Genomic DNA, 25,647 nt, shown 5'->3' with positions numbered 1-25,647 from the left:
AATTCTGGTTAATAGCGATCTGTTTTTAGAAAAAAAGCGGCAATAGTTAGCTATTTCACTCATTACAGAACGTAGGCCGGATAAGGCGCTTGCGCCGCCATCCGGCAATCAATGCCTGATGCGCTTATCAGGCCTACACTCGCTGTAAATTATTGCGATTTTGTTACATTCGTTACATATCCGCGCCACGGTGATTGCCAGCGCGGTGCTGGCAGGCATCATAGGGGCCATTGTCAGGCAAGAGAGCAATATCATGATTCATGTTGTGCTGGTGGATGACCATGTGGTGGTGCGTTCCGGCTTTGCGCAATTACTCAGTCTTGAAGACGATCTTAACGTTACCGGTCAGTACAGCAGCGCAGCGGAGGCCTGGTCTGCACTTCTGCATGATGACGTCAGCGTCGCGGTAATGGATATCGCCATGCCGGATGAAAATGGTCTGAGCCTGTTAAAACGACTGCGGGCGCTAAAGCCCGGTTTTCGCGCCATCATTCTCAGCATTTATGACTCGCCCACGTTTGTGCAAAGCGCGCTGGACGCTGGTGCCAGCGGTTACCTGACCAAACGCTGCGGCCCGGAAGAACTTGTGCAGGCGGTACGCTCGGTAGGTATGGGCGGTCATTACCTGTGCGCCGATGCTTTACGGGCACTACGCGGCGGCGAGCAGCCCGCGCAGGTCCTGGAAGTTCTGACCCCGCGCGAGCGTGAAGTTTTTGATCTGTTGGTCAAAGGCGACAGCGTAAAAGAGATCGCCTTCAAGCTCGACCTCAGCCACAAGACGGTGCACGTTCATCGGGCGAACGTGCTGGGCAAACTGCAATGCCACAGCACCATCGATCTGGTGCATTTTGCACTCGACCACCAGCTATTAACGGGGCATTAATGTCGCGTAACCTTCGGCATTGGGTTATTTCTCTGTTTATTCTGCTGGCCTGGGGATCGGGCTGGCTGATGCTGTGGACGCTGGGGTTTTACCTGACCCACAACGGCCAGCAGGCGGCGCTATTTCTGCCGCACGGCGTCTATCTCGCGCTGTTAATTCTGCTTTCTCGCCGTTACTGGCCCGCACTGGTGCTGCCCCCCCTGCTAATGTTGTTCTGGCTGCACAGCGAGCAATTACTGAATGGCTATATCCTGCTGGCTGCGCCGTTAATTAGCCTGATTCCGGCGAGCATCGGCCAGTCATACTGGCACCGCTTTCCCCTTTACTGGCAACGCTTAACGCTGCTGCTGGCCGCCGTAACGCTCACCTCATTGCTCAATACCGCCCTGCTTTCACCGTTTATCCAGAGCCCGGCAACGTTGATTGGCCTGGCGTCGTTTACCGGCGGCGTGTTGCTGACGCCGTTTGTCTATCTGATCTATGAATTTCTGCGCCAACAGCACCGCTATCATTTGCTCGGGCTGGATACCACCAATCCCCCGCTGCGCACTTCGCTTATCATCTGGTGCAGCCTGTTTTTTATTATTGGCATCGGCACTCAAATGGTGCTGTCGCCGGAGATCGAGCGCCTGTTGCTGATCGTGGTGTTCTTACCGAACGTGGTGATGGCGTGGAAATTTGGCTGGCAGGGCGGCGTGTTGTCTGGATTGCTCGGCAGTATGATGATCACCATCGCCCGGCAAATCGGCGTTGGGTTCAGTAATTTACTGGAGCTGGAGATTTTCCTCGCTACCCAGGCGCTGCTCGGCATCGGGCTGGGGATCGCCATCAGCCGCCAGCAGCATCTGGCGCAAAATTTGCACCATTATCGCCAGCGTCTGGAAACCGAACTGGCGGCACGACGCGCCCTGACCGAACAGCTGATCCGCACCGAAGAAAATACGCGCAAAAGCCTGGCGCGGGAGCTGCATGACGAAATTGGGCAGAATATCACCGCCATTCAAATTCAGTCGCAACTGGTCAAACGCGCGCCAGGCCCTGAGCAAACGCTCGAAGCAGCAAATCAGATCAACAACCTGGCCCGGCGTATTCACCATTCGACCCGCCAGCTACTTCGTCAGCTGCGCCCACCCGCGCTCGATGAACTGTCTTTTAAAGATGCACTACATCATCTGGTGAATGAATTTGCTTTTGCTGAGCGGGGTATTCGCTGCCGCTTTGATTATCAGCTAGAGAATACGCCAGAAAACGAAACGGTGCGCTTCACGCTGTATCGCCTGTTGCAGGAGTTACTCAATAACGTATGCAAACATGCCGATGCCAGCGATGTGTCGATTACGCTGCGCCAGCGGGAACATTGCTTGTTTCTGGACGTCGCTGACAACGGCGTTGGTATTCTGCCAGAAAAAATCCCCGGTTTCGGTATCCAGGGGATGCGTGAACGGGTGAGCGCCCTTGGCGGTGAACTGACGCTCGAATCAAACAACGGCACGCGGGTAATTGTTAACCTGCCCACAAATTTGCAACAAACCAGCCGCTAACCAGGAAAAAGTCTTAGTCACTGCGGACTTTCTCTCATCCCCTTTTGCTTTCATTTTCCTATAGTCAGCACAAACGGAGACTGCCATGCATACACGCTCAGCCAGCGAAACAGACCAACAATACCGGGCGCTACGCCCCCGGCTGCTGATGTGTATGGTAATTGGTTACGCCGCGTTTTATCTGACGCGCAAAAGCGTTAACTACGTCCTCCCGGCGCTGCAAACGGATCTGGGTCTGGATAAAGGCGATATCGGCCTGCTTGGGTCACTGTTTTATCTGACCTATGGTTTGTCGAAATTTACCGCTGGGCTGTGGCACGACAGCCACGGACAGCGCGCATTTATGGGAATTGGCCTGTTTGCTACCGGCGTTTTAAACGTGCTGTTCGCCTTTGGGGAATCGCTGACGCTGCTGCTGGTGGTCTGGACGCTGAACGGATTTTTTCAGGGGTGGGGCTGGCCGCCCTGTGCCCGACTACTGACCCACTGGTACTCGCGCAACGAACGTGGCTTCTGGTGGGGCTGCTGGAATATGTCGATCAATATCGGTGGCGCCATTATCCCGCTGATTAGCGCTTTTGCCGCCCATTGGTGGGGCTGGCAGGCAGCCATGCTGGCACCGGGGATAATCAGCATGGCATTGGGAATCTGGCTCACCCTGCAATTGAAAGGCACGCCCCAGGAAGAAGGATTACCCACGGTTGGGGAATGGCGGCATGACCCGCTGGAGCTACGCCAGGAGCAGCAAAGCCCGCCGATGGGGCTGTGGCAAATGTTGCGCACCACCATGCTGAAAAACCCGATGATCTGGTTGCTCGGCGTGTCGTATGTATTGGTCTACTTGATCCGCATTGCGCTCAACGACTGGGGCAATATCTGGCTGACGGAAAGCCACGGCGTGAATCTGCTCAGCGCCAATGCCACGGTGATGCTGTTTGAAGTTGGCGGCTTGCTGGGGGCGCTGTTTGCCGGATGGGGATCGGATCTGCTGTTCAGCGGTCAACGTGCGCCGATGATTTTGCTGTTCACGCTGGGGCTGATGGTTTCCGTCGCCGCACTGTGGCTGGCACCAGTGCACCACTACGCGTTACTGGCAGTGTGTTTCTTTACCGTGGGCTTTTTTGTGTTTGGCCCACAGATGCTAATTGGCCTCGCAGCCGTTGAATGCGGACACAAAGCGGCGGCAGGTTCAATTACCGGTTTTCTCGGGCTTTTCGCCTATCTGGGGGCCGCGCTGGCGGGTTGGCCGCTGTCGTTGGTCATAGAACATTACGGCTGGTCGGGAATGTTCAGTTTGCTCTCGGTTGCCGCTGTCTTTATGGGTTTATTGCTGATGCCGTTGCTCATTGCGGGCATTACCCCTTCTCTCAGTCAAAGGATAAAACAATGAAACTGACGCTTACCTCTACCCTGATTGCTTCCGCTCTGACGCTGGCGGCCTTCAGCAACGCAGCCCAGGCGCAGGGCCGCCTGGTGGTGTATTGCAGCGCCACCAACGAGATGTGCGAAACCGAAACCAAAGCCTTCGGTGAAAAATATGATGTGAAAACCTCATTCATTCGCAACGGCTCGGGCAGTACGCTGGCGAAAGTGGATGCAGAGAAGAAAAACCCGCAGGCGGATGTGTGGTACGGCGGTACGCTGGATCCACAATCTCAGGCCGGTGAAATGGGTCTGCTACAGCCGTATAAATCACCAAACCTCGAACAGATCATGGAGAAATTCCGCGATCCCGCAAAGGTCAAAGGTAACCTCTCTTCGGCGGTTTACGTCGGTATTCTGGGCTTTGGCGTTAATACCCAGCGCCTGAAAGAGAAAAACCTGCCGGTGCCAAAATGCTGGAAGGATCTGACCAAACCGGAATACAAGGGCGAAATCCAGATTGCTGACCCGCAAAGCTCCGGTACCGCCTACACCGCGCTGGCGACCTTTGCTCAACTGTGGGGCGAAGATCAGGCCTTTGATTACCTGAAACAGCTCAACGCCAACGTCTCTCAATACACCAAATCCGGCATTGCCCCGGCGCGTAACGCCGCCCGCGGTGAAACGGCTATCGGCATCGGCTTCCTGCACGACTACTCGCTGGAAAAAGAACAGGGCGCACCGCTGGAACTGATTTCTCCATGCGAAGGCACCGGTTATGAAATCGGCGGCGTCAGCATCCTGAAAGGCGCGCGCAACGTCGACAACGCCAAACTGTTCGTTGACTGGGTGCTGTCGAAAGACGCACAGGAGCTGGCGTGGAAGAAAGGCAAATCCTATCAGATCCTGACCAACACCACCGCCGAAACCTCTCCTAACTCGCTGAAGCTCGACGACCTGAAGCTTATCAATTACGACATGGATAAGTACGGCTCGACCGACGTACGTAAGTCGTTGATCAATAAGTGGGTTAGCGAAGTTAAGATGGGTAAATAAGCCCACGTTGCGTTCATTTGCCGGGTGCGGCGTAAACGCCTTACCCGGCCTACATTACCGGAAACGCTATGTCACACACACTTGCACTCCATCCCGTAAAAAAACGGGATGCGATATTTCTTTGGGTTTTGCTCGGCTGGCTGGCGTTTGCCCTGCTGCCGAGCTGGAGCCTGGACTACGGTCTGCTGGAGTCAACGCGGGAAGAAATACTCGCCGCCTACGGCTGGTCGCAGTTCAATATCAGTTGGCTGTGGTATCTGCTGCCAAGTCTGCTGCTGGTGCGCCCATTCCATGAAGCCAGGCGCGAACAGCGCAGCCGCCATTATCTTGACGCGGGTTGGGCATTTTTCTGTATGGCCTTTATTGTCGCCAGCGCCACCCTTGAGGGTCGCGGCTTAGGCTATGCCACCATCGTGCTGTTTGTGGCGCTTGGTGCAATCATGACCCTGGCGCTCACCCGCCTCGAATGGCTGGGCGGTGACCGTTTCGTCATCGGCTCGCTTACCGCGATTGTCGCGCTGATCGGTATTTTTATCGTCTGGCCAAGCATCGCCATTTTCATTCCGATGTTCACCAACGACGCCGGGGAATTTGCCCCGCTGGCATTTATGAATGTGCTGTCGCAGGCGCATATCATTCAGGTGATCCTCAACTCGATTATGCTGTCGATTGCCGTCGGCGTCGGCTGTACCTTCTTTGGTCTGGTACTGGCTATCTACACCACCCGTATCGCCAGACGCAGCGCTATAATCGGACGTATCTTCTCGATTTTGCCGATCGTCACTCCGCCGTTTGTCGTCGGTTTAGGCGTCACGCTGATGATGGGACGCTCCGGTTACATCACCGAGTTTATGGTCGAATGGTTTGGTTTAACCAACACCAACTGGCTGTATGGCTTTACCGGCATCTGGCTGGCGCAGGTTCTGGCCTTTACGCCGATGGCGTTTATGATCCTCGACGGCGCAATCAAAACCATTCATCCGTCGCTGGAAGAAGCGTCATACACCCTGCGTGCCAGCCGCTGGCAGACCTTTAACGGCGTGTTTGTCCCGCTGCTGAAACCCGCACTGGCTAACGCCTTTTTGATTGTGGTCGTGCAGTCACTGGCCGACTTTAGTAACCCGCTGGTGCTCGGCGGTAACTTCGACGTGCTGGCAACGCAAATCTACTTCTACATCACCGGTTCGCAGCTTGACTACCAGGCCGCCAGTACGCTGGGTGCCTTCCTGCTGCTGTTTTCGCTGCTGGTGTTCTGCGTGCAGTATATGTGGATTGGTAAACGCTCATACGTCACCGTTTCCGGCAAATCCTACCGGGGCGACGTACAGCCATTGCCTGTGACGCTGGTATGGAGCGTGGTCGCACTGCTGGCAGTGTGGATTGCCTTTAACGCCCTGCTCTACGGCAGCATTTTCTACGGTAGCTTCACCGTCAACTGGGGCGTGGACTACACCCTGACGCTGGCGAACTTTACCAAACTGTTCGGTCAGGGGATGAGCGACGGCGCGTGGCCTTCACTGCTCGACACCCTGCTCTACGCCGGGATTGCCGCGCCGATCACCGCGATCTTTGGCCTGCTGATCGCTTGGATCGTGGTGCGCCAGCAGTTTAAAGGCAAGAAGACCATCGAGTTCACCACCATGCTGTGCTTTGCCGTTCCGGGCACCGTCGCGGGCGTGTCGTACATTCTGGCCTTTAACAGCGCTCCGGTGTACCTCACCGGCACCGCCGCCATCGTCATTATCTCAATGGTGATGCGTAACGTCCCGGTCGGTATCCGCGCAGGCATCGCGGGTTTAGGCCAAATCGATAAATCGCTCGATGAAGCCTCGCTCAGCCTGCGTGCCGGTTCGCTGCGGACCATTACGCATATCCTGCTGCCGCTGCTGCGTCCGGCGATCCTTTCGGCACTGATTTACAGCTTTGTGCGCGCCATTACCACCGTCAGCGCCATTGTGTTCCTCGTCACGCCGGATACCCGCGTAGCGACGGCCTACATCCTGAACCGCGTTGAAGATGGCGAATACGGTGTGGCGATTGCCTACGGTTCCATTCTGATCGTGGTGATGCTGGCGATTATTTTTATCTTTGACTGGCTGATCGGCGAATCACGTACCTCCCGTTCAAAAGCCAAAAACCAGGCGTAATGGAGCGCACTATGACTCAGAAAAATTTCGTTGAACTGCGCAACGTCACTAAACGATTTGGCAGTAATACGGTAATAGACAATATCAACCTCACCATCCCGCAGGGGCAAATGGTAACCCTGCTCGGCCCGTCCGGCTGCGGCAAAACCACCATTTTGCGCCTGGTTGCCGGGCTGGAAAAACCGAGCGAAGGGCAAATTTTCATTGATGGCGAAGACGTCACCCATCGCTCTATTCAGCAGCGCGATATCTGCATGGTGTTTCAGTCCTATGCCCTGTTCCCGCATATGTCGCTGGGAGAGAACGTCGGTTATGGCCTGAAAATGCTCGGCGTACCGCGCGCAGAGCTGAAAGCCCGCGTCAAAGAGGCGCTGGCGATGGTGGATCTGGAAGGATTCGAAGACCGCTTTGTCGACCAGATCTCCGGCGGTCAGCAGCAGCGCGTGGCGCTGGCCCGCGCGCTAATCCTCAAGCCGAAAGTGCTGCTGTTTGATGAGCCGTTGAGTAACCTCGACGCCAACCTGCGTCGCAGTATGCGTGACAAGATCCGCGAGCTGCAAAAGCAGTTTGATATCACCTCGCTGTACGTCACCCACGATCAGAGCGAAGCCTTTGCGGTTTCTGATACCGTGCTGGTGATGAACAAGGGACACATCATGCAGATCGGCTCACCGCAGGATCTTTACCGCCAGCCCGCCTCCCGCTTTATGGCGAGCTTTATGGGCGATGCCAACCTGTTCCCGGCTACCTTCAGCGACAGATACGTTGATATCTACGGCTATCATCTGCCGCGTCCGCTGCACTTTGGTACGCAGGGCGAAGGGATGGTCGGTGTGCGCCCGGAAGCGATCACGCTCAGCGATCGCGGCGAGGAGAGCCAGCGCTGCGTGATCCGCCACGTCGCCTATATGGGGCCGCAGTATGAAGTGACGGTGGAATGGCACGGGCAGGAGATTTTATTGCAGGTCAACGCTACGCGTCTGCAACCGGACGTCGGCGAGCAGTATTATCTCGAAATCCATCCGTACGGCATGTTTGTTCTGGCGGATGCGGCATAACGTTTTGTGGCTTTGTAAGCCGGATAAGGCGCTTGTGCCGCCATCCGGCAATGCCTGATGCGCTGCGCTTATCAGGCCTACAATGAACGAAGTAGGCCCGATAAACTCTCAGCTTCGCGCTTTTAGCGCGGCGATATCCGCAGGCGTGGTGCGACAGCACCCGCCAATCAACCGGGCGCCAGCGGCCTGCCACTGCGGCAGATAATCCGCCAGTTGCGCGCAATGCTCACCGTGATGATGCCAGGTTTTGCTCACCGCATCGTACTGCTCGCCCGAGTTCGGATACACCACCAGCGGCAGCGCCGTTAAACCGTGTAAATGCTGCAACGCAGCGGTGGTGTTTTCCAGCGCAATGCAGTTAATGCCTAGCGCCACCACCTGCGGATAACCCGCCAGCAACGCAACCACGTCACGCAGCGGCGTACCGTCGCTCAGGTGCTCGCTGTCGCGCAGGGTAAATGAGAACCACGCCCGCGCACGCGGATATGCGGTCAACAGCTCAGCCAACGCCTCAATCTCGGCAAAATTCGGCAGGGTTTCGCAGGCCAGCAGATCGGCCCCGGCATCCAGCAAGGCTTCCACGCGCGGGCGATGAAACGCCTGGAACGCCTCAACGCTACAATGATAATCGCCACGGTATTCAGAGCCATCCGCCAAATACGCGCCGTAAGGCCCAACGGATCCCGCCACCAGCAGCGTTCCTGCCTGCGGGTTCTCTGCCAGATACGCTTCACGGGCTTTACGCGCCAGCTCCACGCTTTTGCCAATCAGCGCTTTCGACTGCGCTTCATCCAGGCCTCGCGCGGCGAAGCCCGCCGGCGTCGCCTGATAGCTGGCAGTGATCGCGCATTGCGCCCCCGCCCGGTAGTAATCAAGATGTACTTCGCGGATAAGCTCCGGGTTTTCTACCAGCACTTTGGCTGACCACAGGCTGTCGGCTAAGTTACACCCTCGCGCTTCCAGCTCCGTCGCCATCGCGCCATCCAGCAGCAGGATATCCTGTTTATCAAGGAGAGCGCGTAACGGATTATTCTGCGACATGTTCTGGCTCCTGTTTTGCGTTTCGGGGTTGAGTAAGGAAATAAGCACCATAGCACAACGCAACAAACGGTAACCCGCACCACAACGCAATTCTCTGCGCTGGATCGAATGCCAGCCCTACACAGGCCACCAGGCACAGCACAAAACCTAATACCGGCACCAGCGGATACCACGGCGCGCGATAATGTAATTCACTCAATGCCTTACCTTGTTGCAGATGACGGCGACGAAAAACAAAATGCGAGGCACAGATGCTCAGCCACACCGCCACCACCGCAAACCCGGAGATTGCCGACAGCGCAACAAATACCGTGTCCGGGGCCACCACGCTGGAAAATAGCGCCAGCACACCACCGAGCATACTGACCGACAGCGCTGTCAGCGGTACACCGTTTTTCGTTACTCGCGCAAAACAGGCAGGTAGCGTACGTTCATTCGACAGCGACCACAGCATGCGCCCAGAAGCATACAAACCGGAGTTAGCTGCAGAAAGAATAGCTGTCAGGATCACGAAGTTAAAAATATCAGCGGCGTACGGGATCCCTACTTTCTCAAATACCAGCACAAACGGGCTTTTCTCCACGCCCGCCTGCTGCATCGGGATCAGCGCCGCCAGCACAAACACGGTGCCAATGAAGAAAATAATCAGCCGCGCGATGGTAGTACGAATCGCTACCGGGATAACTTTGCGCGGGTTTTCCGTTTCACCGGCGGCAATGCCGATAAGCTCGGTACCCGAAAAAGCAAAGTTCACTGCCACCATAGTCATCAGAATCGGTAAGCCACCGTGCGGGAACCAGCCTTCCGCCATGATATTACTCAGCCCCGGCGCGGGCGAGCCATCCTGCATCGGAATAAAGCCGAAAATCGCCGCCCCACCGAGGATGATAAAGGCGATGATAGTGACCACCTTGACCAGCGAGAACCAGAACTCCCCTTCGGCAAAAAAGCGTGTGGAGATAACATTCAGACCAAAAATAATCGCGCAGAACACCACGCACCAGACCCATACCGGCACCTGTGGAAACCAGTACTGCATACAGAATCCAGCGGCGGTAAAGCTTGAACCCAGCGCCACGGTCCAGGTCAGCCAGTAGAGCCAGGCCACGGTATACCCAGTAGCCGGACCAAGATAGCGCGCGGCATAAACGTGAAACGCCCCGGTCTCCGGCATCGCGACCGACAGCTCGCCCAGACACTGCATGACCAGCCAGACCACCAGCGCGCCAATCAGATAGGCCAGTAGCGTTCCCGCCGCTCCGGTGGTGGAAATGATGTACCCGGTATTGAAGAATAACCCTGTGCCAATCACGCCACCCAAGGAAAGCATAATCAGGTGACGCGTTTTCATTGTGCGCTTCAGTGGCGCATTTTGTTGTGTTGTTTGCATATAACCTTCTAAACGTATGGACATCTAAACATCCAAAGAAGGTTTGTTATACCGTGTTTGTTAACAGAATGCAAAGTCAACCCTGCACCAGACGCAGATGACCGCGCCGGGCGCTTAATAGCGGGTGGGGATTAATAATCAGATACAAAAAGGGCCGCCAGCTCATAACGCCTCCGTTGCCATGTTTTATCTAAACTTTGGCAACACAGTTGACTGACGGCGTTCACCCGGAAGTGGGAATCAAATCTCCCCACTCCCACAACCGGATGAGTGCTTAAGCACCGCTGGCCGGGAACGGCATCTGCGATTTGCGGCTCATCAGAATAAATACCGCCAGGCCTGCCAGCAAAATGCCCGGCGCAGAAGCCGCCATCACTCCTACCGTTCCGGTGCCGAGCGCTAACATTTTCCCTGCCAGCAGCGGACCGCTCATCGCCCCCAGACGCCCGACTGCGACGGCGGTACCCACGCCTGTGGCGCGGATCTGCGTGCTGTAAAACAGCGGCGCCAGTGCATACAGCACGCTTTGCCCGCCGGTGGCAAACATCCCCGCCACAAATCCCGCCATTAGCATGCCGCTCAATGACGACACCGTACCCAGCGCCAGCAGTGAAGCCAACATCCCGGTGTAGATCAAAAGTGACATCACCAACGGGCGCAGTTTGTCCATTAACGCCCCGAGAATTAACGTGCCGCTGGCCGCGCCAATTTGCAGAGCAAACATCACACCCGCCGCCTGCGAGGGCTGAAAGCCCTGCTCCACCAGCAGCATCGGCAGCCAGTTGATCAGCATATACACCACCAGCAGGGTGAAGAAATAGCACAGCCACAGCAGCAGCGTGGCACTCGCCGTCGCTGGCGCAAACAGGGTACGCAACGGTGCGGCGGCCACTTGCGTTTGTTGGGTATAAACCTGTGATTCCGGCAGCCAGCGCATCAGCAGCGGCACCAGCAGCAGCGGGATCACCCCGCCTACCCAAAACACCGTTTGCCAGGCGGAGGCAAGACCGCTAAACCCGAGCGCTGCCGCCAGCGCCGCACCAATCGGCACACCACAGTACATCAGACTCACCGCCGTACCGCGAAAACGCGGGCCCGCCGCCTCGGAGGTCAGCGCGATCAGGTTCGGCAACGCCGCGCCCAGCCCGACACCGGTCATCAGACGGGCAAATACCAGCGATGAGAAATCCCAGGAAATCGCCGTCGCCAGCGAGAACAGGCCGAACAGCGCCACAGAGGCAATGAGAATACGCTTGCGGCCGTAGCGGTCAGCCAGCATGCCACCCACCAGCGCGCCGGGCAGCAGCCCGAGAATGCCCGCACTGAAGATCCAGCCCATCTGCATTTTATCCAGCGCAAACGCGTGGGCGATACCGACGGCAGCGATACCAGCGGCCTGTAAATCCAGCCCTTCCATCAGGGCAACTAAAAAGCAAAGCCCAACAGTCAACGTCAGGCGGTAAGATGCGGGGGTACGGGTCGTCATAAGATGTCCCTCTGAGGTCACGATGCAGGTGAATCGCGGCTGATACGTTGCCAGCCGCGTAATCATTTTTTATTTGCGGTTGCGCAGGTCCAGCGCCACGTCGACGATCATATCTTCCTGGCCGCCCACCATCCGACGTTTGCCCAGTTCCACCAGAATATCTACTGCGCTCAGGTCATAACGTGCTGCCGCCACTTCGCAATGACGCAGGAAGCTGGAGTACACCCCGGCATAGCCCAGCGCCAGCGTTTCACGATCCACCCGCACCGGGCGGTCTTGTAGTGGACGCACTAAATCGTCGGCGGCGTCCATCAGTGCGTAGAGATCGGTTCCATGCTGCCAGCCGAGTTTTTCCGCAGCTGCGATAAACACTTCCAATGGCGCGTTGCCCGCGCCTGCGCCCATCCCGGCCAGGCTGGCGTCGATACGGTCACACCCCTCTTCTACCGCGGCAATGGAGTTCGCCACGCCGAGACTCAGGTTGTGATGCGCATGCATTCCGGTTTCCGTCTCCGGCTTCAGCACCGCTTTCAGTGCGCGGAAGCGGGCGCGAATATCGCTCATGTTCATTGCGCCGCCGGAATCGACCACATAAATACAGGTCGCGCCGTAGTTCTCCATCAGCTTCGCCTGCTGCGCCAGGTTCTCCGGTGTGGTCATATGACTCATCATCAGAAAACCGACGGTATCCATGCCAAGCTCACGCGCATACTGAATATGCTGGGCCGACACGTCTGCTTCAGTGCAGTGGGTCGCCACGCGCACTACCCGTGCGCCGGCCTGATATGCATTTTTCAGGTCATGAATAGTGCCGATACCCGGCAGCAACAGCGTGGCAATTTTGGCATGCTTCACCACGTCCGCCGCCGCTTCAATCCACTCCAGGTCGCTGTGCGCACCAAAGCCGTAGTTAAAGCTGGAACCTTGTAAACCGTCGCCGTGGGCCACTTCAATAGAATCAACCCGTGCGTCGTCCAGCGCTTTGGCTATCTGGCGTACATTCTCCAGCGAATATTGATGACGAATAGCGTGCATACCGTCGCGCAGGGTCACGTCAGAGATATAGAGTTTTTTACCGTTCATGCTGCTTCTCCTGCCTGACGAGCGAGGGACTGTGCCATCTTCTCAGCGGTCGCCAGCGCGCTGGAGGTCATAATGTCGAGGTTGCCCGCGTAGGCTGGTAAATAGTGCGCCGCGCCTTCCACTTCCAGATACACCGCAGTTTTCAGCCCAGAGAACTGGCCGATACCCGGCAGATTCACCGGTTTATCCTCCGGGATGACTTCAAACTGGACACGCTGTTTCAGGCGATAGCCCGGCACGTAGGCCTGCACCGCCGCCGCCATCTCATTAATAGACGCTTCAACTTCAACCTCAGAGGCCGCTTCGCTCAGCACATACACCGTGTCACGCATCATCAGCGGCGGCTCGGCCGGGTTAAGGACAATAATGGCTTTGCCTTTTGCCGCGCCGCCGACCACTTCAATCGCCTTCGAGGTAGTTTCGGTAAACTCGTCGATATTGGCGCGGGTACCCGGCCCCGCCGATTTACTGGCGATCGAGGCGATAATCTCGGCGTAATGGACTTTTGCAACGCGAGAAACTGCCGCCACCATTGGGATGGTTGCCTGTCCGCCGCAGGTCACCATATTGACGTTCTGCTGATCAACGTTGGCTGCCAGATTCACCACCGGCACGCAGTAAGGACCGATTGCCGCGGGCGTCAGATCGATCAGGCGGATGCCTGGTTTAACGGCACGTAGCGCGGCATCGTTCTTCACATGCGCGCCTGCGCTGGTGGCGTCAAACACGATGTCGATATCGGCGAATTCCGGCATGGCGATAAGCCCTGTCACCCCTTCATGGGTGGTTGCAACGCCCATGCGTCGGGCACGCGCCAGGCCATCAGATTCTGGATCGATACCGACCATCACCGCCATTTCCAGATGCACGCCGTGACGCAGAATTTTTATCATCAAATCGGTACCGATGTTGCCGGAGCCGATAATGGCGACTTTACGCTTACTCATGACTGACTTCCTTTTGTATCCGCCGCTGAAAAGGTGGCGGCGACTGAACCAATACCGTCGATATGGGCTTCAAAACAATCGCCCGCATTCACCGCCACCATCGGGCCTAACGCTCCGGTGAGAATAATGTCTCCGGCACGCAGCGGCTCGCCGAGGCTGGCCATTTTGCGCGCCAGCCAGACGGCGGCGTTGATCGGATGTCCCAGGCATTCGCTGCCGCGCCCGCTGGAGACCTCTTCGTTGTTGCGCGTCATTTTCATCGCGCAGTTTTTCAGATCTAATCCTGCCGGACGCTGGGCCGGACCGCCGACCACATACACGCCACAGGAGGCGTTATCCGCCACGGTATCAACAAATTTGATCGACCAGTCGCGGATACGGCTGCCGACCACTTCCAGCGCGGGAAGGACCCACTCGATGGCGTTGTAGAGCTCGTCAAAAGTGGTGTCGGTATTGGGCAGATCGCGGTTCAGCACCAGCGCAATTTCGGCTTCAATACGCGGTTGCAACACACGGGAAAACGGGATGGTTTCGTTATCGCCATAACACATATCAGCAAACAGCGTACCGAAGTCCGGTTGATCGACACCCAGCTGTTGCTGCACTTTCGGGTGCGTCAGCCCCACTTTGCGCCCGACCACGCGACGCCCGCGCGCCACGTCGTACTGCACGTTGATGCGCTGAATGGCGTAGGCCGCTTCGGCGTTATCCACACCAATCAATTCACGCAGTGGGGCGATGGCTTCCCCTTTTTCTTCAGCCAGGCGTAAATCGGCGGCCAGCTGCTCAAGATTACGATTCGTCATGTCCGTTCCTTAAGGGCGTGTGAGGAAATTCAGCACCAGCTGGTTAAAGGCATCCGCATGCTCCCACTGCGCCCAGTGTCCGCAGTCGCGGTAGATATGCAGCTCAGAACCGGCAATTCCGGAGAGCAGGCGCAGACCGGCATCCATCGGTACGAAGCGGTCATTGCGTCCCCAGACAATCAGGGTCTGAGCTTTGATTTCACCCAGACGCGGGCTGAAATCCGGGAACTGTTTCGGGTTGGCCTCCAGACTCTGGACAAAGTTTTCCAGGTGATCGCGGCGCGACAGCATGTTATTCAGCCGCGCCTCAAACAACGCCTCGGTCAGGTCGCTGGTGTCGAAGACAAAGATCTCCATCATCAGCTTCAGGTTCTCGATGGTCGGCTCGCGATACAGCTGATTCAGACGCTTGATACCTTCGGTTGGCATCGGGGTAAACAGGCTCATGCCACCCGTTCCGCCGCCCATCAGTACCTGCTTGCCCACGCGCTCCGGCCAGCTCAAAGTAAACGCCACGGCACTGTGACCGCCCATCGAGTTACCCAGCAGGTGGACTGTTTGAATATCCAACTGATCGACCACGCTTTTCAGGATTCGAGCGTTGAGATCGGATCGCGAACCGCGGTTAACGATCCCATCGCTTTTGCCCCAGCCAGGACAATCCAACAGGATCACCCGGTATCCGGCCTGTACCAGCGGATCGATATTTCGGCTGAAGTTTGCCCAGCCCGTCGCGCCAGGACCGGATCCGTGCAGCAGCACGACGGTCTCTTCGCCCTGCCCACAGTCATTGAAATGCACGCGTAGGGTTTCGCCTGCTTCCTGCACCTCCAGAAAACGACTGGTAGCGGCTTCGGTTTGCGATTGGTAAGTCATGATGTTCTCCTGCATATTCAGTTCTGTTTTAGTTCTGCGTAGTGGCGCTCAGGGAGCCGAATCCGGCGATCCACTCCGGGATCGGGCGGTAATAACGGCCTTCGCTGCGCCAGTTGCCAAAGGCAGAAATGGCGGCAAAGGCGGCAACCCAGGTTTTAACTTCGTGCGTTGATTTGCCCGCCATCGCGGACAGCTCTTCGTTACTGACCGCGTCCAGCTCCTGCAAACGCCCCTGCTCAAGCAGCGTCATAAAACGGTTATCCCAGACGGGGTTAAGCGGGTGCAGCGTGTTTTGATCGACCACAAACTTCTCGGCGGCGCTGATCACCCGCTGCTGGCGCAGCTCACGCTCGTTTTCAGGCAACTGTTTGCCGCTACCGAGCAGGCGGTCGCGCATATGGGCATCGGCCTTCGCCAGTTCCGGTACCGGCGGCTGATGCGACAGACCACCGGAGCCTAAAAACAGCACGCGCTTATTCAGCGAGCTGGCGAAACGGCCAATCGCTTCACCGAGCATGCGGGTACGCTGAAAGCCCGGCAGCGGCGTGGCGACGCCGTTAATAAACACTGGCAGCACCTGCACCTTATCCAGGCCGCCGAGCAAAAACTCCAGCGGCTGCGCGAAGCCATGATCGACCTGCATGTTGTAGGACACGGCGAGATCGATACCGCTTTTCATTACCGCGTGGGCGCATGCTTCAGCCAGATCTGTCGGAACCGGCAATTCCCCCGCCGCGCTACCAAAATCGCCGATCGCCGTAGCGCCAACGCCTAAACAGAACGGCGGCATCACGTCGTAGAAAAATCCGTTGTAGTGATCGGGGGCAAACAGCACGACCAGTTCAGGTTCGAACGCCGCAATACGTGCCCGAGCGCTGGCGATCACGCCGTTAACCTCGTCGAGCACAGCCTGTGCCGGGTCGACATAGCCCACCAGCGGCGAATGGGAAAGACAGTGAAGATAAGCGTGCATATCAGGCAACCTTTTCAACAGGAATGTCGGCAGTAGCGCGAGTGAGCGTCATCACCGACGCCAGTTTATTCAGGGTGCTGCCCAGGGTTTGCGGAATGGCGATGGCGGCGACAAAGCGGTCCGGGCGCATGACCACCAGCGCGGCGTTGTGCTGGGCAAACCACGCGCGCAGGCGGTTTTGCGTATCGCCAATGCGGGTAACGCCATCGTGGTTATCCTGATCGGTATGTATCTGCGTATCCGGCACGACCTGGATAAAACGCGTCCCCAGCGCCTGCCACTGTTGGATCTGCGCCTCGCTCATGCCCCATAGCGGGTTACAGCCCCAGCCAATCACCGCGAAATTGGGTCCGATGACGTTGTCGAGCAACGTCGCTTCGCCCGATTCCAGCGTCACCTTCGGCTGGATAAACATCTTGCCGACCGGTGAAGTTTTCGCGTTGCCTTCACGCACCAGCGCCCCGGCGTGGTACTGCGGCATCGGCTTAAAGCGCATTTCAAGGAAGTAGCGTTTGACCGGCGGAATATAGTTCAGCAGCCAGGAAACCCCATCGCGCACCGCACCATGCCAGCGTTTGGGCGGTGCAAGTACGTTGCCTGCGGTCACGGAGAGGTCGATCATCGCTTTGGCGTGGTCGCGGCGTTCCTGCTGGTAGGTATCCAACAGCGCATCGCCGGCTTTACCGTTAATCACCAACGCCAGTTTCCATGCCAGGTTAAAGGCATCGCGCATGCCGCTGTTGTACCCCTGCCCCTGCCAGACCGGCATAATGTGCGCCGCATCGCCCGCCAGCAGCACGTGGTCAATACGAAAACGTTCGGCCAGACGGGCGTTATGGGTATACACGCGCTGGCGGATCAGCTCGACGTTGTCCGGGTTCGGCAGCACTTTGCTCAAGAGCTGACGCATATTCTGCGGCTCGCTAAGCTGCGCTTCGGTTTCCCCCGGCATCACCATAAATTCGAAACGGCGCACCGCGTGCGGCAGTGCGGCGGAGACGTACGGGCGCACCGGATCGCAGCACAGATACACATGCGGCGTGCTGAGCGGATCGTTGGCGATATCCACTACAATCCACTGATTCGGCGCGGTTTTACCTTCAAACGGCACGTTCAGCGAGCGTCTGACGTTGCTGCCGCCGCCATCGCAGGCCACCAGCCACTGGGCCTTCACCGTTTCACGTTGATCGTCCGGCGCTTTCAGATTTAGCGTCACTTCGCCGTTTTGCTGGCTGAAGGCCTCCAGTTCGCGGGAGAACAGGCAGCGCACGTTGGGAAAACGCGACAACCCTTCCAGCATCACCGCGTCCACCTGTGGCTGAATAAACGCATTGCGGCGCGACCAGCCAAATTCGTCGGTCATCGGCTGGATATCAGCAAAGCAGCGGCCTTTCGGGGTGAGAAAACGCATTGCGTGCCACGGCGTGGTGTGCGGCAAAACGCGCTCGACCAGCCCCACAGACTGCATAGTGCGCAGCGCTTCATCGTCAATGCCGATGGCGCGAGGATAGTCGATCAGCGTGTCGAGCTTCTCCACTACCAACACCTCAATGCCCATCTGGCCAAGATAGTTGGCCATCATCAGCCCTACCGGACCAGCGCCGGCAATCGCCACCTGCGCGGTATGCTGCACAGCGGGTTGGATATCCGGGTTTTTTGTTGTCATTTCAGAACCTCACGACTCGGACAAAACGCAATTGCAGACCCTGGTGAGGCGCAATCTGTTTTGTTAAAAATATGTGAATAATTTTTTGTTGTGCGGTCAGTATAGAAGCGAGTTTTTGCGCTACAATCAAAACATGCCAGGATGTGCACTAAGTGCACCACGTTGTTTTACCTGTAGATTTGTCAATGAATATGAAAAATGACGAGAGCACTGAGTACAAAACCGTACGCGGATTAACGCGCGGATTAATGTTATTAAATATGTTAAACCGGCTCGATGGTGGGGCCAGTGTTGGCTTACTTGCTGAGTTAAGCGGCCTGCATCGCACCACGGTCAGACGGCTGCTGGAAACCCTGCAGGATGAGGGTTACGTCCGGCGCAGCCTGTCCGATGACAGCTTTCGCTTAACCATTAAAGTCCGCCAGCTCAGCGAGGGGTTTCGTGACGAGCAGTGGATTTCTGCACTCGCCGCCCCGCTGCTGGGGGATTTGCTGCGCGAGGTCATCTGGCCGACCGACGTTTCCACGCTGGATGTGGACGCGATGGTGGTACGTGAAACCACCCACCGTTTCAGCCGCCTGTCGTTTCACCGGGCGATGGTAGGGCGTCGTTTGCCACTGCTGAAAACCGCATCCGGCCTGACCTGGCTGGCATTTTGTCCGGAGAATGAACGGCAGGAACTGATTGAAATGCTGGCCTCCCGACCGGGAGAAGAGTTTCAGCTTGCGCGCGAACCGCTGAAGCTCAATGCCATTTTGTCCCGCGCGCGAAAAGACGGTTTTGGCAAGAACTTTCGCGGTTGGGATCAGGAAGAGAAAATCGCTTCTATCGCCGTCCCCATCCGCAGCGAACAGCGGGTGATCGGCTGCCTGAATCTGGTGTATATGGCCAGCGCCATGACCATCGAACAGGCTGCGGAAAAGCATCTTCCGGCCTTACAAAAGGTGGCGAAACAAATAGAGGACGGCGTCGAGTCGCAGGAGATTTTGGTTGCCGGGAGGTGAGATGGATCACAGTTATGCGGATTATCTGATTGATAGCTGGCATAACTCACTAACCGGCCGATAAAACTCTGTGACCTCTTGCCCAAAAAATATCTTCATTACATAGTGTGCATTCGTTTTCTGCCAGGAGGCTGCATGTTAAAGGTCATTGCTGAGGATTTCATCAAACCTGAGTATATTGAAACCGTTCTCCCGTTGTATCGTGAGCTAATATCGGCAACGAAGAAAGAACCGCACTGTATTTCTTACGACCTCTATATTGATGAAAAAGATCCGGGGCATTTTATTTTTATCGAAGAATGGCCAAACCACGCGGCTCTCGATGAACATTGTGCCAGTGAGCATTTCCAGCGACTTGTACCATTAATCGATCAATACACGCGCCAGGAAGCACGTTACATACTGATGGATGACGTGGTAAATCCGGCAGTCTCGTGATAATGAAGAAAGTAGTTGGAATACTGTTAATTATGTTTTTGACAGAATGCTCAACACCAGGAAAGACAGTCTTTTACTTCCCTGGTCGCTGAGGGCTTAAAGCCTCTTCAAAAGAGGCTTTAAGCTTTGCAACAATGCATCCCACGGATTACAAAACGGAATCATCACTGTTCCAGATATTAAGCGCATTTTTACGAGGCCATTTTCATCGCGGCACCAATAACTGCCATACACATACTGCTCGCAAGTAAAACAATAAACCAATATATATAATTATTAAACTTTGTAAATAACCAGATAAATCTAAGCAATGACAATGCAGCAATAGAAATAGAAGACACAAACATTGTAAATATATAAATACCAGAAATTATCCATCCTGCTTCTTCGTAAATACTCTTCATTGTAAAAATAAGGATAGATAAGTAAAATGCTGATAAAGCAAGCCCGCTCAGAAAATCATAATAATCGATGTATGTGATGTTTTTATCTTTCTGCGGAAGAGCTATAAACTTTTCAAGTTTCTCATTGTCTACTCGTGACAAAAACCGATTAATTAGCGGAGTAAACATCACTAAAATCATCACCAAATGAATGAATAATAAAGAAAGTTTAATTCTGTCATCAACCGATTCATTCTGTGGCCAGATAGATATTATTTCATAATCCATTTTTGCAAGGAGAAAAAAGCAAATGGCCGATGGTATATATTCAGAAGATATAGCTTTCCATATTTTTTTAAAAATCACTTATATTACCCCATTAGTTATACCGGTGAATCACTATTAGTTAACCGCGCTACTAATCTGCAAATAGTTGGCGATCATATTTATTTAATACGGATAATATATACCTATTCAGAAACGGATTGCTACCTACTAATTTTATCACTACATACCTGAATCACGTAAATTACACATATCAAAAAAAACCGAAACCCGCTCCTGAAAAGAGCAGCGTTCCGGTTTTTATTCAGTCTGAAGGGTTTCAGACTTTAAGCAGTTTCACCGTCGCGTCGATGTCAATTTCATCTTCCGAGAAGATCAGCGTCGTGCCCTGGAAGGTAGTGATGGCCAGCTTTTTCAGCGTGCGCATTTCACCAGGCTTGACATCTGATTTCGGTCGGATGCTGTTCATCAGCACGCCGACAGACAGCACAGCATTTTCTTTGTCGATACGGGTCTCTACAGGGACTTCTTCGCTGTAGACCAGGAATGACTTGATCGAGGTGAGCTTCAGACGCTCGCCTGCGATATAGATGTACTTGCTGTCTGGTATGACTTTTACCGCGTAGGCAGACAAGCCTTTGTTGTTGGTGGTGGGCTCGAAGGTCACCGCTGCGTCTTTCTTGATCAGCTCAGGATTAGCAACCTTAATCACATGAAAATAGCGGTTGTCGCCGTTTTCATCTTTGATAAATCCAAAGCCTTTATCTTTAAACCACGTTGTGATTGTTCCGTTCATTGCTGTTTCCGCCTGATTAAACCTATTACTCGTAGAGTATACCTACTCAATTTGCGCGCAGTGTAAAACACAGGCCATGCCTTTGGCTACTCGTTCCCCCAACGATTGAGGAACTCCGCGATATCATCGATACGCTGAGCGTCGACACCAGCCACGGTTGCCATCTCCTGCTGCGCTTCTTCGCTGATCTCTTCGTTGTTCATCAAACGGGTAATCAACTGCTGGAAGTAGTGCGCCAGCGCGTCACGTTCTGTGTCGCTCACCGGCTTTGCGGCCTCGGTCGCGTACTCGTCGGCGATATCATAATATTTAAGCGGAATGTCGTTGTTCATCAGTTGCTCCGGGGTAAATGCGTGTGCCAGCAGTTGCCTGCCGCGTCTGATGTGAATGATAGCATTCTTATTTCATGGTTCGCGATCTGTTTTATTGGCCACTATGCTTTACATATATCAATAATGTTTTCTGCCGCCACTTCGCATTTAATAAACCTTTCCGTATTTAAATAACAGTATTCTTATTCAGTTCGATATAATCGTTGCGAATTAAATAACGAGCCGCAAAGGGAATATTAAATTACTTTAATTACATAATTGATATCTGTCATCTGCAGTTGGCCCAATCTCATCGCTAGTCGCCCATTTGCCCACATTCACCTTCTGGACAACACTCTACGATGACACCACTGACCCAACACGTGGAGCAAACACCATGAACATCACGCAAATCCGTAACGCCACGCAGCACATCACCTTTGGTGGCAAAACCTTTCTGATCGACCCTATGCTGGCGGCAAAAGGTACTTATCCGGGCTTTGCCGGTACGGCACGCGCCGAGATCCGCAACCCGACCGTTGATCTGCCTGTCGATATCGACACCCTGCTCAACGTTGATGCGCTGATCGTGACCCATCTGCATGAAGACCACTGGGATGAAGCCGTGGTTCGTGTCGTACCGAAAGACAAACCGATTTATGTGCAAAACGATCGCGATGCGCAGGTACTGCGGGAACAAGGTTTCACGCAACTGACCGTACTGACGCAAAACACTGCGCTTGGTGATATCACCCTGCGTAAAACCGACGGCCAGCACGGTTCGGATCGCGCTTACGCCATCCCGCAAATGGCTGAGCGTCTGGGTGATGCCTGCGGAGTTATCTTCCAACATCAGGCGGAAAAAACGCTGTATCTGGTCGGGGACACCGTCTGGCGCGACGAGGTGGAAACCAACATGCGGACTTTCCAGCCAGGCGTGGTCATTGTGAATGCAGGCTTTGCCCACGTTATCGGGTTTGGCCCAATTATCATGGGCGCGGAAGATGTGCTAAAAACCCACTTCACGCTGCCCGAAGCACAAATTGTGGCGACCCACATGGAGGCGATTAACCACTGTCTGCTGACCCGCGCGGCCTTGAAAGAGTACACCTGTGACAACCAGATTGCGCAATTTGTTAACGTGCCGGAAGATGGCGAAACCCTGACGTTTTAAAATCCACAGAGGACTCGTATGCAACCGCTTAACGTCGCCATTGTTGCCGTGGAAGATTTCAGCCCGTTCCACTTCTCGGTGCCGTGCATTATTTTCAGTGACAAAGTGGCGGCGAAAAAGCGTTTTGAGGTGCAACTGTGCGCCGAACAGCCGGGCATCGTTTCCTCGCAGGATGGCTTCTCCATCAACGCAGCCTACGGCTATGAAGCGGTGGAGGCCGCCGATATTGTGGTGATCCCCTGGTGGGGCACCACAGCACATCGGCCACCACAAAGCCTGCTTGATGCGCTCAATCGTGCGCGACAAAACGGCGCGCAGATTGTTGGATTATGCCTGGGTGCGTTTGTCCTCGGCTACGCCGGTCTGCTGGATGGCAAACGGGCGGCTACGCACTGGGAGTTCGAGCAGGATTTTCAGGCCCGCTTTCCGGCAGCTCATCTGGATATCAACGCGCTGTACGTGGATGACGACGGTATTATTACCTCGGCAGGCACCGCCGCTGCGCTGGATTGCTGCCTGTACGTCATCCGCCAGCGTTTTGGCAGCACGGTGGCGAATCAGATTGCCAGACGGATGATTGTGCCGCCACATCGCGAGGGCGGCCAGGCACAGTTTATCGAGCAACCGGTGGCGAAAAATACCAAAGATCAGCGCATCAACGTCCTGCTCGACTATTTGCGCCAGCATCTCCATGAACCGCATAATCTCGACGAGCTGGCGCAACGGGTGATGATGAGTCGTCGCACCCTCACCCGTCATTTTATGAAGGCCACAGGGTCAAGCGTGGCCGAATGGTTGATTGCCGAGCGCCTGCGCCGTAGCCAGACGTTGCTGGAGTCCAGCCAGTTACCCATTGAACGCATCGCAGAACAGGTTGGTTTTCAGTCGCCCGTCACCTGGCGCCAGCATTTTAAATCCCACTTTGGCGTTAGCCCGGCTGAATGGCGTAAAACCTTTCGCGGTGATTAGCTTCTTTTTTGCGCCAGCCAGATGGTGTGCCCGGCGCAGTGCGGATCTTCCATCACCATCTCGACCACCGCAAAACCGTGTGCTGACAGCAGTGCGCGGTATTCATCCGGGGCGAGGCTGGCGTGAAACAGCGGCTCACCTTCAAATTGCCCCATCGCGATACCGTTGTCCGTACCGCTGGTGAACATCAGCGCGCTGCCGGGATGGCTGAGGCGGTCAAAAATCGGGAACATCTTTTGCTGGTCCTGCTGAGTTAAATGGAAAAAGCTGTCCCAGGCGATCAGACCATCGAAAGTCTCATTGAGTGCCAGCTCGCGCATATCCTGTTCCAGCCAGCGCTGTGCGGGAAAAGTGTTTCGGGCCCGCGCCAGCATCGCCGGGGAACCATCAACGCCGGTAAGCTGAAAACCCTGCTGGATAAAATAACCGGCGATCGGCTGGCCGTTGCCGCAGCCAATATCCACAATGCTGCCCTGCCCGCCCATCACGGAAATAAATTTATCGAGCCAGCGTTTCTCGAACAAGGTGCGCGAGCGCTGGCTGGCAAAAGCATCCGCATGGCGTCGGTAGATGGACAGAATATTTTTTGCCGCAGAATCGCTCACAATGTCCTCACTTTTTTCTTCTGTTAGGTATAACGGCGATAAATCCTTCAGCACGCTATCCTCAAACCCTGGAATGCGCCTCGCAGAACCCATGCGCAAATACCCCAAAACCGCCCCGCTGTGGCATCATAGCGCACAGATAACGTCATTACAGGGGTGATAAACGTGAAACCGGTAACGCTATACGATGTGGCAGACCATGCAGGCGTCTCTTACCAGACCGTCTCTCGCGTCGTGAACCAGGCCAGCCACGTTTCCGCAAAAACCCGACAGAAAGTTGAGGCCGCGATGGCGGAACTCAATTACATTCCTAACCGCGTTGCACAGCAGTTGGCTGGCAAACAGACGCCACTGATTGGCGTTGTGACAGCAAACCTTGCCCTGCATGCCCCCTCACAAATCGTTGCTGCCATAAAATCCCGCGCCGACCAGTCCGGTGCCAGCGTGGTGATCGCCATGGTCGAGCGCAGCGGCGTTGAGTCCTGTAAAGCCGCGGTCCACAATCTGCTTTCTCAACGCGTAACCGGGCTTATCATCAACTATCCGCTGGATGAAGAAGATGCCATTGCCGTGGCCGCTGCCTGCGGTACGGTGCCGGTGCTGTTTCTCGATGTCTCTGACCTGACGCCAATTAACAGCGTGATTTTCTCTCATGACGACGGCGCGCGTCTTGGCGTTGAACATCTGGTGCAGCACGGACATCAACGGATCGCCCTGCTGAGCGGGCCGCACACCTCCGTTTCGGCAAGGCTTCGGCATGCGGGCTGGCACAAGTATCTGGCACATTACCAGCTACAACCCGTAGCGGAGCTGGAAGGCGACTGGAGCGCGATGTCTGGTTTTCAGCAAACGATGCACATGCTGAATAACGGTAACCTCCCTACCGCCATGCTGGTCGCTAACGATCAAATGGCGCTGGGCGCGATGCGGGCAATCAGCGAGTTCGGTCTGCGGGTTGCGGTGGATATATCGGTAATTGGCTACGATGACACCGAAGACAGTGCCTGTTACATCCCACCGCTGACCACCATCAGGCAGGATTTTCCGTTACTGGGTGAAACCAGCGTCGACAGGCTGCTGCAACTCCCACGTGGCGAATCAACCGTGGGTAACCAACTGCTGCCTGTCACCCTGGTCAAGCGCAAAACGGTTCTGCCTCCCGATACGCAAACCACCACTCCCCAGGCGCTGGCTGATTCCCTGATCCAGCTGGCACGGCAAGTTTCTCAGCTCACACCCAAATTGTGAACGCATAACAATTGTGTGAGTCAGCTCACTTATTGAACGCCCCATCCTTTACAGAAAGGAGCGCTTGTTCGTATTTTGATTGAAATTGTGAGCGAGTAACAAATTCAAACAGGATACCG

Annotated in this window: 24 protein-coding genes; 11 read left to right on the top strand and 13 right to left on the bottom strand. The window is 55.4% G+C overall.

Going from position 1 to position 25,647, the window contains the following annotated elements; all coding sequences use genetic code 11:
• The first annotated feature begins 253 nt into the window (after window positions 1-253).
• The 6 genes from OGY18_RS02450 to fbpC all read left to right on the top strand — a co-directional run bounded on the left by OGY18_RS02450 (window position 254) and on the right by fbpC (window position 8,047).
• On the top strand, window positions 254-883 hold the full coding sequence (locus tag OGY18_RS02450; RefSeq protein WP_149384183.1) for a response regulator transcription factor: 630 nt from the start codon (window positions 254-256) through the stop codon (window positions 881-883).
• Entirely contained in the window at window positions 883-2,424 is a 1,542-nt protein-coding gene (locus OGY18_RS02445) for an MASE1 domain-containing sensor histidine kinase (protein WP_003830934.1), read from the top strand. The genes OGY18_RS02450 and OGY18_RS02445 overlap by 1 nt, the downstream gene beginning before the upstream one ends.
• A gap of 85 nt (window positions 2,425-2,509) precedes the next feature.
• Complete coding sequence (gene uhpC, locus OGY18_RS02440; RefSeq protein ID WP_003830933.1) at window positions 2,510-3,814, top strand: MFS transporter family glucose-6-phosphate receptor UhpC; 1,305 nt, start codon at window positions 2,510-2,512, stop codon at window positions 3,812-3,814.
• Window positions 3,811-4,842: an ABC transporter substrate-binding protein gene (locus OGY18_RS02435; protein ID WP_286551597.1), complete on the top strand. Its 1,032-nt coding sequence runs from the start codon at window positions 3,811-3,813 to the stop codon at window positions 4,840-4,842. The genes uhpC and OGY18_RS02435 overlap by 4 nt, the downstream gene beginning before the upstream one ends.
• Before the next feature lie 68 nt (window positions 4,843-4,910).
• Window positions 4,911-6,989 carry an ABC transporter permease gene (locus OGY18_RS02430; RefSeq protein WP_008783887.1) on the top strand — a complete coding sequence of 693 codons (2,079 nt, stop codon included), beginning with the start codon at window positions 4,911-4,913 and terminating at the stop codon, window positions 6,987-6,989.
• 11 nt (window positions 6,990-7,000) lie between these two features.
• Window positions 7,001-8,047 carry a ferric ABC transporter ATP-binding protein gene (gene fbpC / locus OGY18_RS02425; RefSeq protein WP_003830930.1) on the top strand — a complete coding sequence of 349 codons (1,047 nt, stop codon included), beginning with the start codon at window positions 7,001-7,003 and terminating at the stop codon, window positions 8,045-8,047.
• A 108-nt stretch (window positions 8,048-8,155) separates the two neighbouring features.
• On the opposite strand, the gene mmuM is transcribed toward fbpC, so the two are convergent.
• From mmuM to OGY18_RS02380, 9 genes are all read right to left on the bottom strand, one after another.
• A complete protein-coding gene (gene mmuM, locus OGY18_RS02420) occupies window positions 8,156-9,088 on the bottom strand; it encodes a homocysteine S-methyltransferase (protein ID WP_057067128.1) in 933 nt (310 codons plus the stop codon).
• Window positions 9,075-10,478, bottom strand: a complete 1,404-nt coding sequence (gene mmuP, locus OGY18_RS02415) for an S-methylmethionine permease (protein WP_286551594.1) — start codon at window positions 10,476-10,478, stop codon at window positions 9,075-9,077. The genes mmuM and mmuP overlap by 14 nt, the downstream gene beginning before the upstream one ends.
• A gap of 274 nt (window positions 10,479-10,752) precedes the next feature.
• On the bottom strand, window positions 10,753-11,964 hold the full coding sequence (gene mhpT, locus OGY18_RS02410) for a 3-(3-hydroxy-phenyl)propionate transporter MhpT (protein ID WP_286551591.1): 1,212 nt from the start codon (window positions 11,962-11,964) through the stop codon (window positions 10,753-10,755).
• Between the two features lie 69 nt (window positions 11,965-12,033).
• Window positions 12,034-13,047 (bottom strand): 4-hydroxy-2-oxovalerate aldolase, encoded by a 1,014-nt coding sequence (gene mhpE / locus OGY18_RS02405; protein ID WP_148362365.1) that lies wholly within the window; start codon window positions 13,045-13,047, stop codon window positions 12,034-12,036.
• On the bottom strand, window positions 13,044-13,994 hold the full coding sequence (mhpF, locus tag OGY18_RS02400) for an acetaldehyde dehydrogenase (protein ID WP_003830924.1): 951 nt from the start codon (window positions 13,992-13,994) through the stop codon (window positions 13,044-13,046). The genes mhpE and mhpF overlap by 4 nt, the downstream gene beginning before the upstream one ends.
• Complete coding sequence (gene mhpD / locus OGY18_RS02395; protein ID WP_286546311.1) at window positions 13,991-14,800, bottom strand: 2-keto-4-pentenoate hydratase; 810 nt, start codon at window positions 14,798-14,800, stop codon at window positions 13,991-13,993. Before mhpD ends, mhpF begins: the two co-directional genes overlap by 4 nt.
• A 9-nt stretch (window positions 14,801-14,809) precedes the next feature.
• Window positions 14,810-15,676: a 2-hydroxy-6-oxonona-2,4-dienedioate hydrolase gene (gene mhpC / locus OGY18_RS02390; protein ID WP_149281141.1), complete on the bottom strand. Its 867-nt coding sequence runs from the start codon at window positions 15,674-15,676 to the stop codon at window positions 14,810-14,812.
• 28 nt (window positions 15,677-15,704) lie between these two features.
• On the bottom strand, window positions 15,705-16,649 hold the full coding sequence (mhpB, locus tag OGY18_RS02385; protein ID WP_286551586.1) for a 2,3-dihydroxyphenylpropionate/2,3-dihydroxicinnamic acid 1,2-dioxygenase: 945 nt from the start codon (window positions 16,647-16,649) through the stop codon (window positions 15,705-15,707).
• Between the two features lies 1 nt (window position 16,650).
• The gene (locus tag OGY18_RS02380; protein ID WP_286551583.1) at window positions 16,651-18,315 is read right to left on the bottom strand and encodes a bifunctional 3-(3-hydroxy-phenyl)propionate/3-hydroxycinnamic acid hydroxylase; all 1,665 of its coding nucleotides are present in this window, start codon (window positions 18,313-18,315) and stop codon (window positions 16,651-16,653) included.
• Window positions 18,316-18,506: 191 nt separating this feature from the next.
• On the opposite strand from OGY18_RS02380, the gene OGY18_RS02375 reads away from it, so the two are divergent.
• Window positions 18,507-19,319 carry a DNA-binding transcriptional regulator gene (locus OGY18_RS02375; RefSeq protein WP_286551650.1) on the top strand — a complete coding sequence of 271 codons (813 nt, stop codon included), beginning with the start codon at window positions 18,507-18,509 and terminating at the stop codon, window positions 19,317-19,319.
• A gap of 135 nt (window positions 19,320-19,454) precedes the next feature.
• Entirely contained in the window at window positions 19,455-19,757 is a 303-nt protein-coding gene (locus OGY18_RS02370) for a putative quinol monooxygenase (protein WP_149384036.1), read from the top strand.
• A 191-nt stretch (window positions 19,758-19,948) separates the two neighbouring features.
• Here OGY18_RS02370 and OGY18_RS02365 read toward each other — a convergent pair whose 3' ends face one another.
• The 3 genes from OGY18_RS02365 to OGY18_RS02355 form a co-directional block, all read right to left on the bottom strand.
• Window positions 19,949-20,506 carry a hypothetical protein gene (locus OGY18_RS02365; RefSeq protein WP_223849069.1) on the bottom strand — a complete coding sequence of 186 codons (558 nt, stop codon included), beginning with the start codon at window positions 20,504-20,506 and terminating at the stop codon, window positions 19,949-19,951.
• A 238-nt stretch (window positions 20,507-20,744) separates the two neighbouring features.
• On the bottom strand, window positions 20,745-21,221 hold the full coding sequence (locus tag OGY18_RS02360) for a cold-shock protein (protein WP_003830914.1): 477 nt from the start codon (window positions 21,219-21,221) through the stop codon (window positions 20,745-20,747).
• An 86-nt stretch (window positions 21,222-21,307) separates the two neighbouring features.
• On the bottom strand, window positions 21,308-21,553 hold the full coding sequence (locus OGY18_RS02355) for a YmjA family protein (protein WP_003021350.1): 246 nt from the start codon (window positions 21,551-21,553) through the stop codon (window positions 21,308-21,310).
• Between the two features lie 376 nt (window positions 21,554-21,929).
• Between OGY18_RS02355 and OGY18_RS02350 the strand changes: the two genes are divergently transcribed.
• Both OGY18_RS02350 and OGY18_RS02345 read left to right on the top strand, forming a co-directional pair.
• Window positions 21,930-22,706 (top strand): MBL fold metallo-hydrolase, encoded by a 777-nt coding sequence (locus OGY18_RS02350; RefSeq protein WP_286551580.1) that lies wholly within the window; start codon window positions 21,930-21,932, stop codon window positions 22,704-22,706.
• An 18-nt stretch (window positions 22,707-22,724) separates the two neighbouring features.
• The gene (locus OGY18_RS02345; protein WP_193135092.1) at window positions 22,725-23,675 is read left to right on the top strand and encodes a GlxA family transcriptional regulator; all 951 of its coding nucleotides are present in this window, start codon (window positions 22,725-22,727) and stop codon (window positions 23,673-23,675) included.
• On the opposite strand, the gene OGY18_RS02340 is transcribed toward OGY18_RS02345, so the two are convergent.
• Window positions 23,672-24,280, bottom strand: coding sequence for a class I SAM-dependent DNA methyltransferase (locus OGY18_RS02340; protein WP_394810116.1), 609 nt, complete (start codon window positions 24,278-24,280; stop codon window positions 23,672-23,674). The genes OGY18_RS02345 and OGY18_RS02340 overlap by 4 nt on opposite strands.
• 156 nt (window positions 24,281-24,436) lie before the next feature.
• Between OGY18_RS02340 and OGY18_RS02335 the strand changes: the two genes are divergently transcribed.
• A complete protein-coding gene (locus OGY18_RS02335) occupies window positions 24,437-25,528 on the top strand; it encodes a LacI family DNA-binding transcriptional regulator (RefSeq protein ID WP_122973924.1) in 1,092 nt (363 codons plus the stop codon).
• The last annotated feature ends 119 nt before the right edge of the window (window positions 25,529-25,647 follow it).

Origin of the sequence: Citrobacter sp. Cpo142, from assembly GCF_030332425.1 — a bacterium.
Classification (GTDB): domain Bacteria; phylum Pseudomonadota; class Gammaproteobacteria; order Enterobacterales; family Enterobacteriaceae; genus Citrobacter; species Citrobacter portucalensis.
Note: the sequence above shows the minus strand (reverse complement) of the source record. Positions and strands in the feature narration are given on the sequence as shown.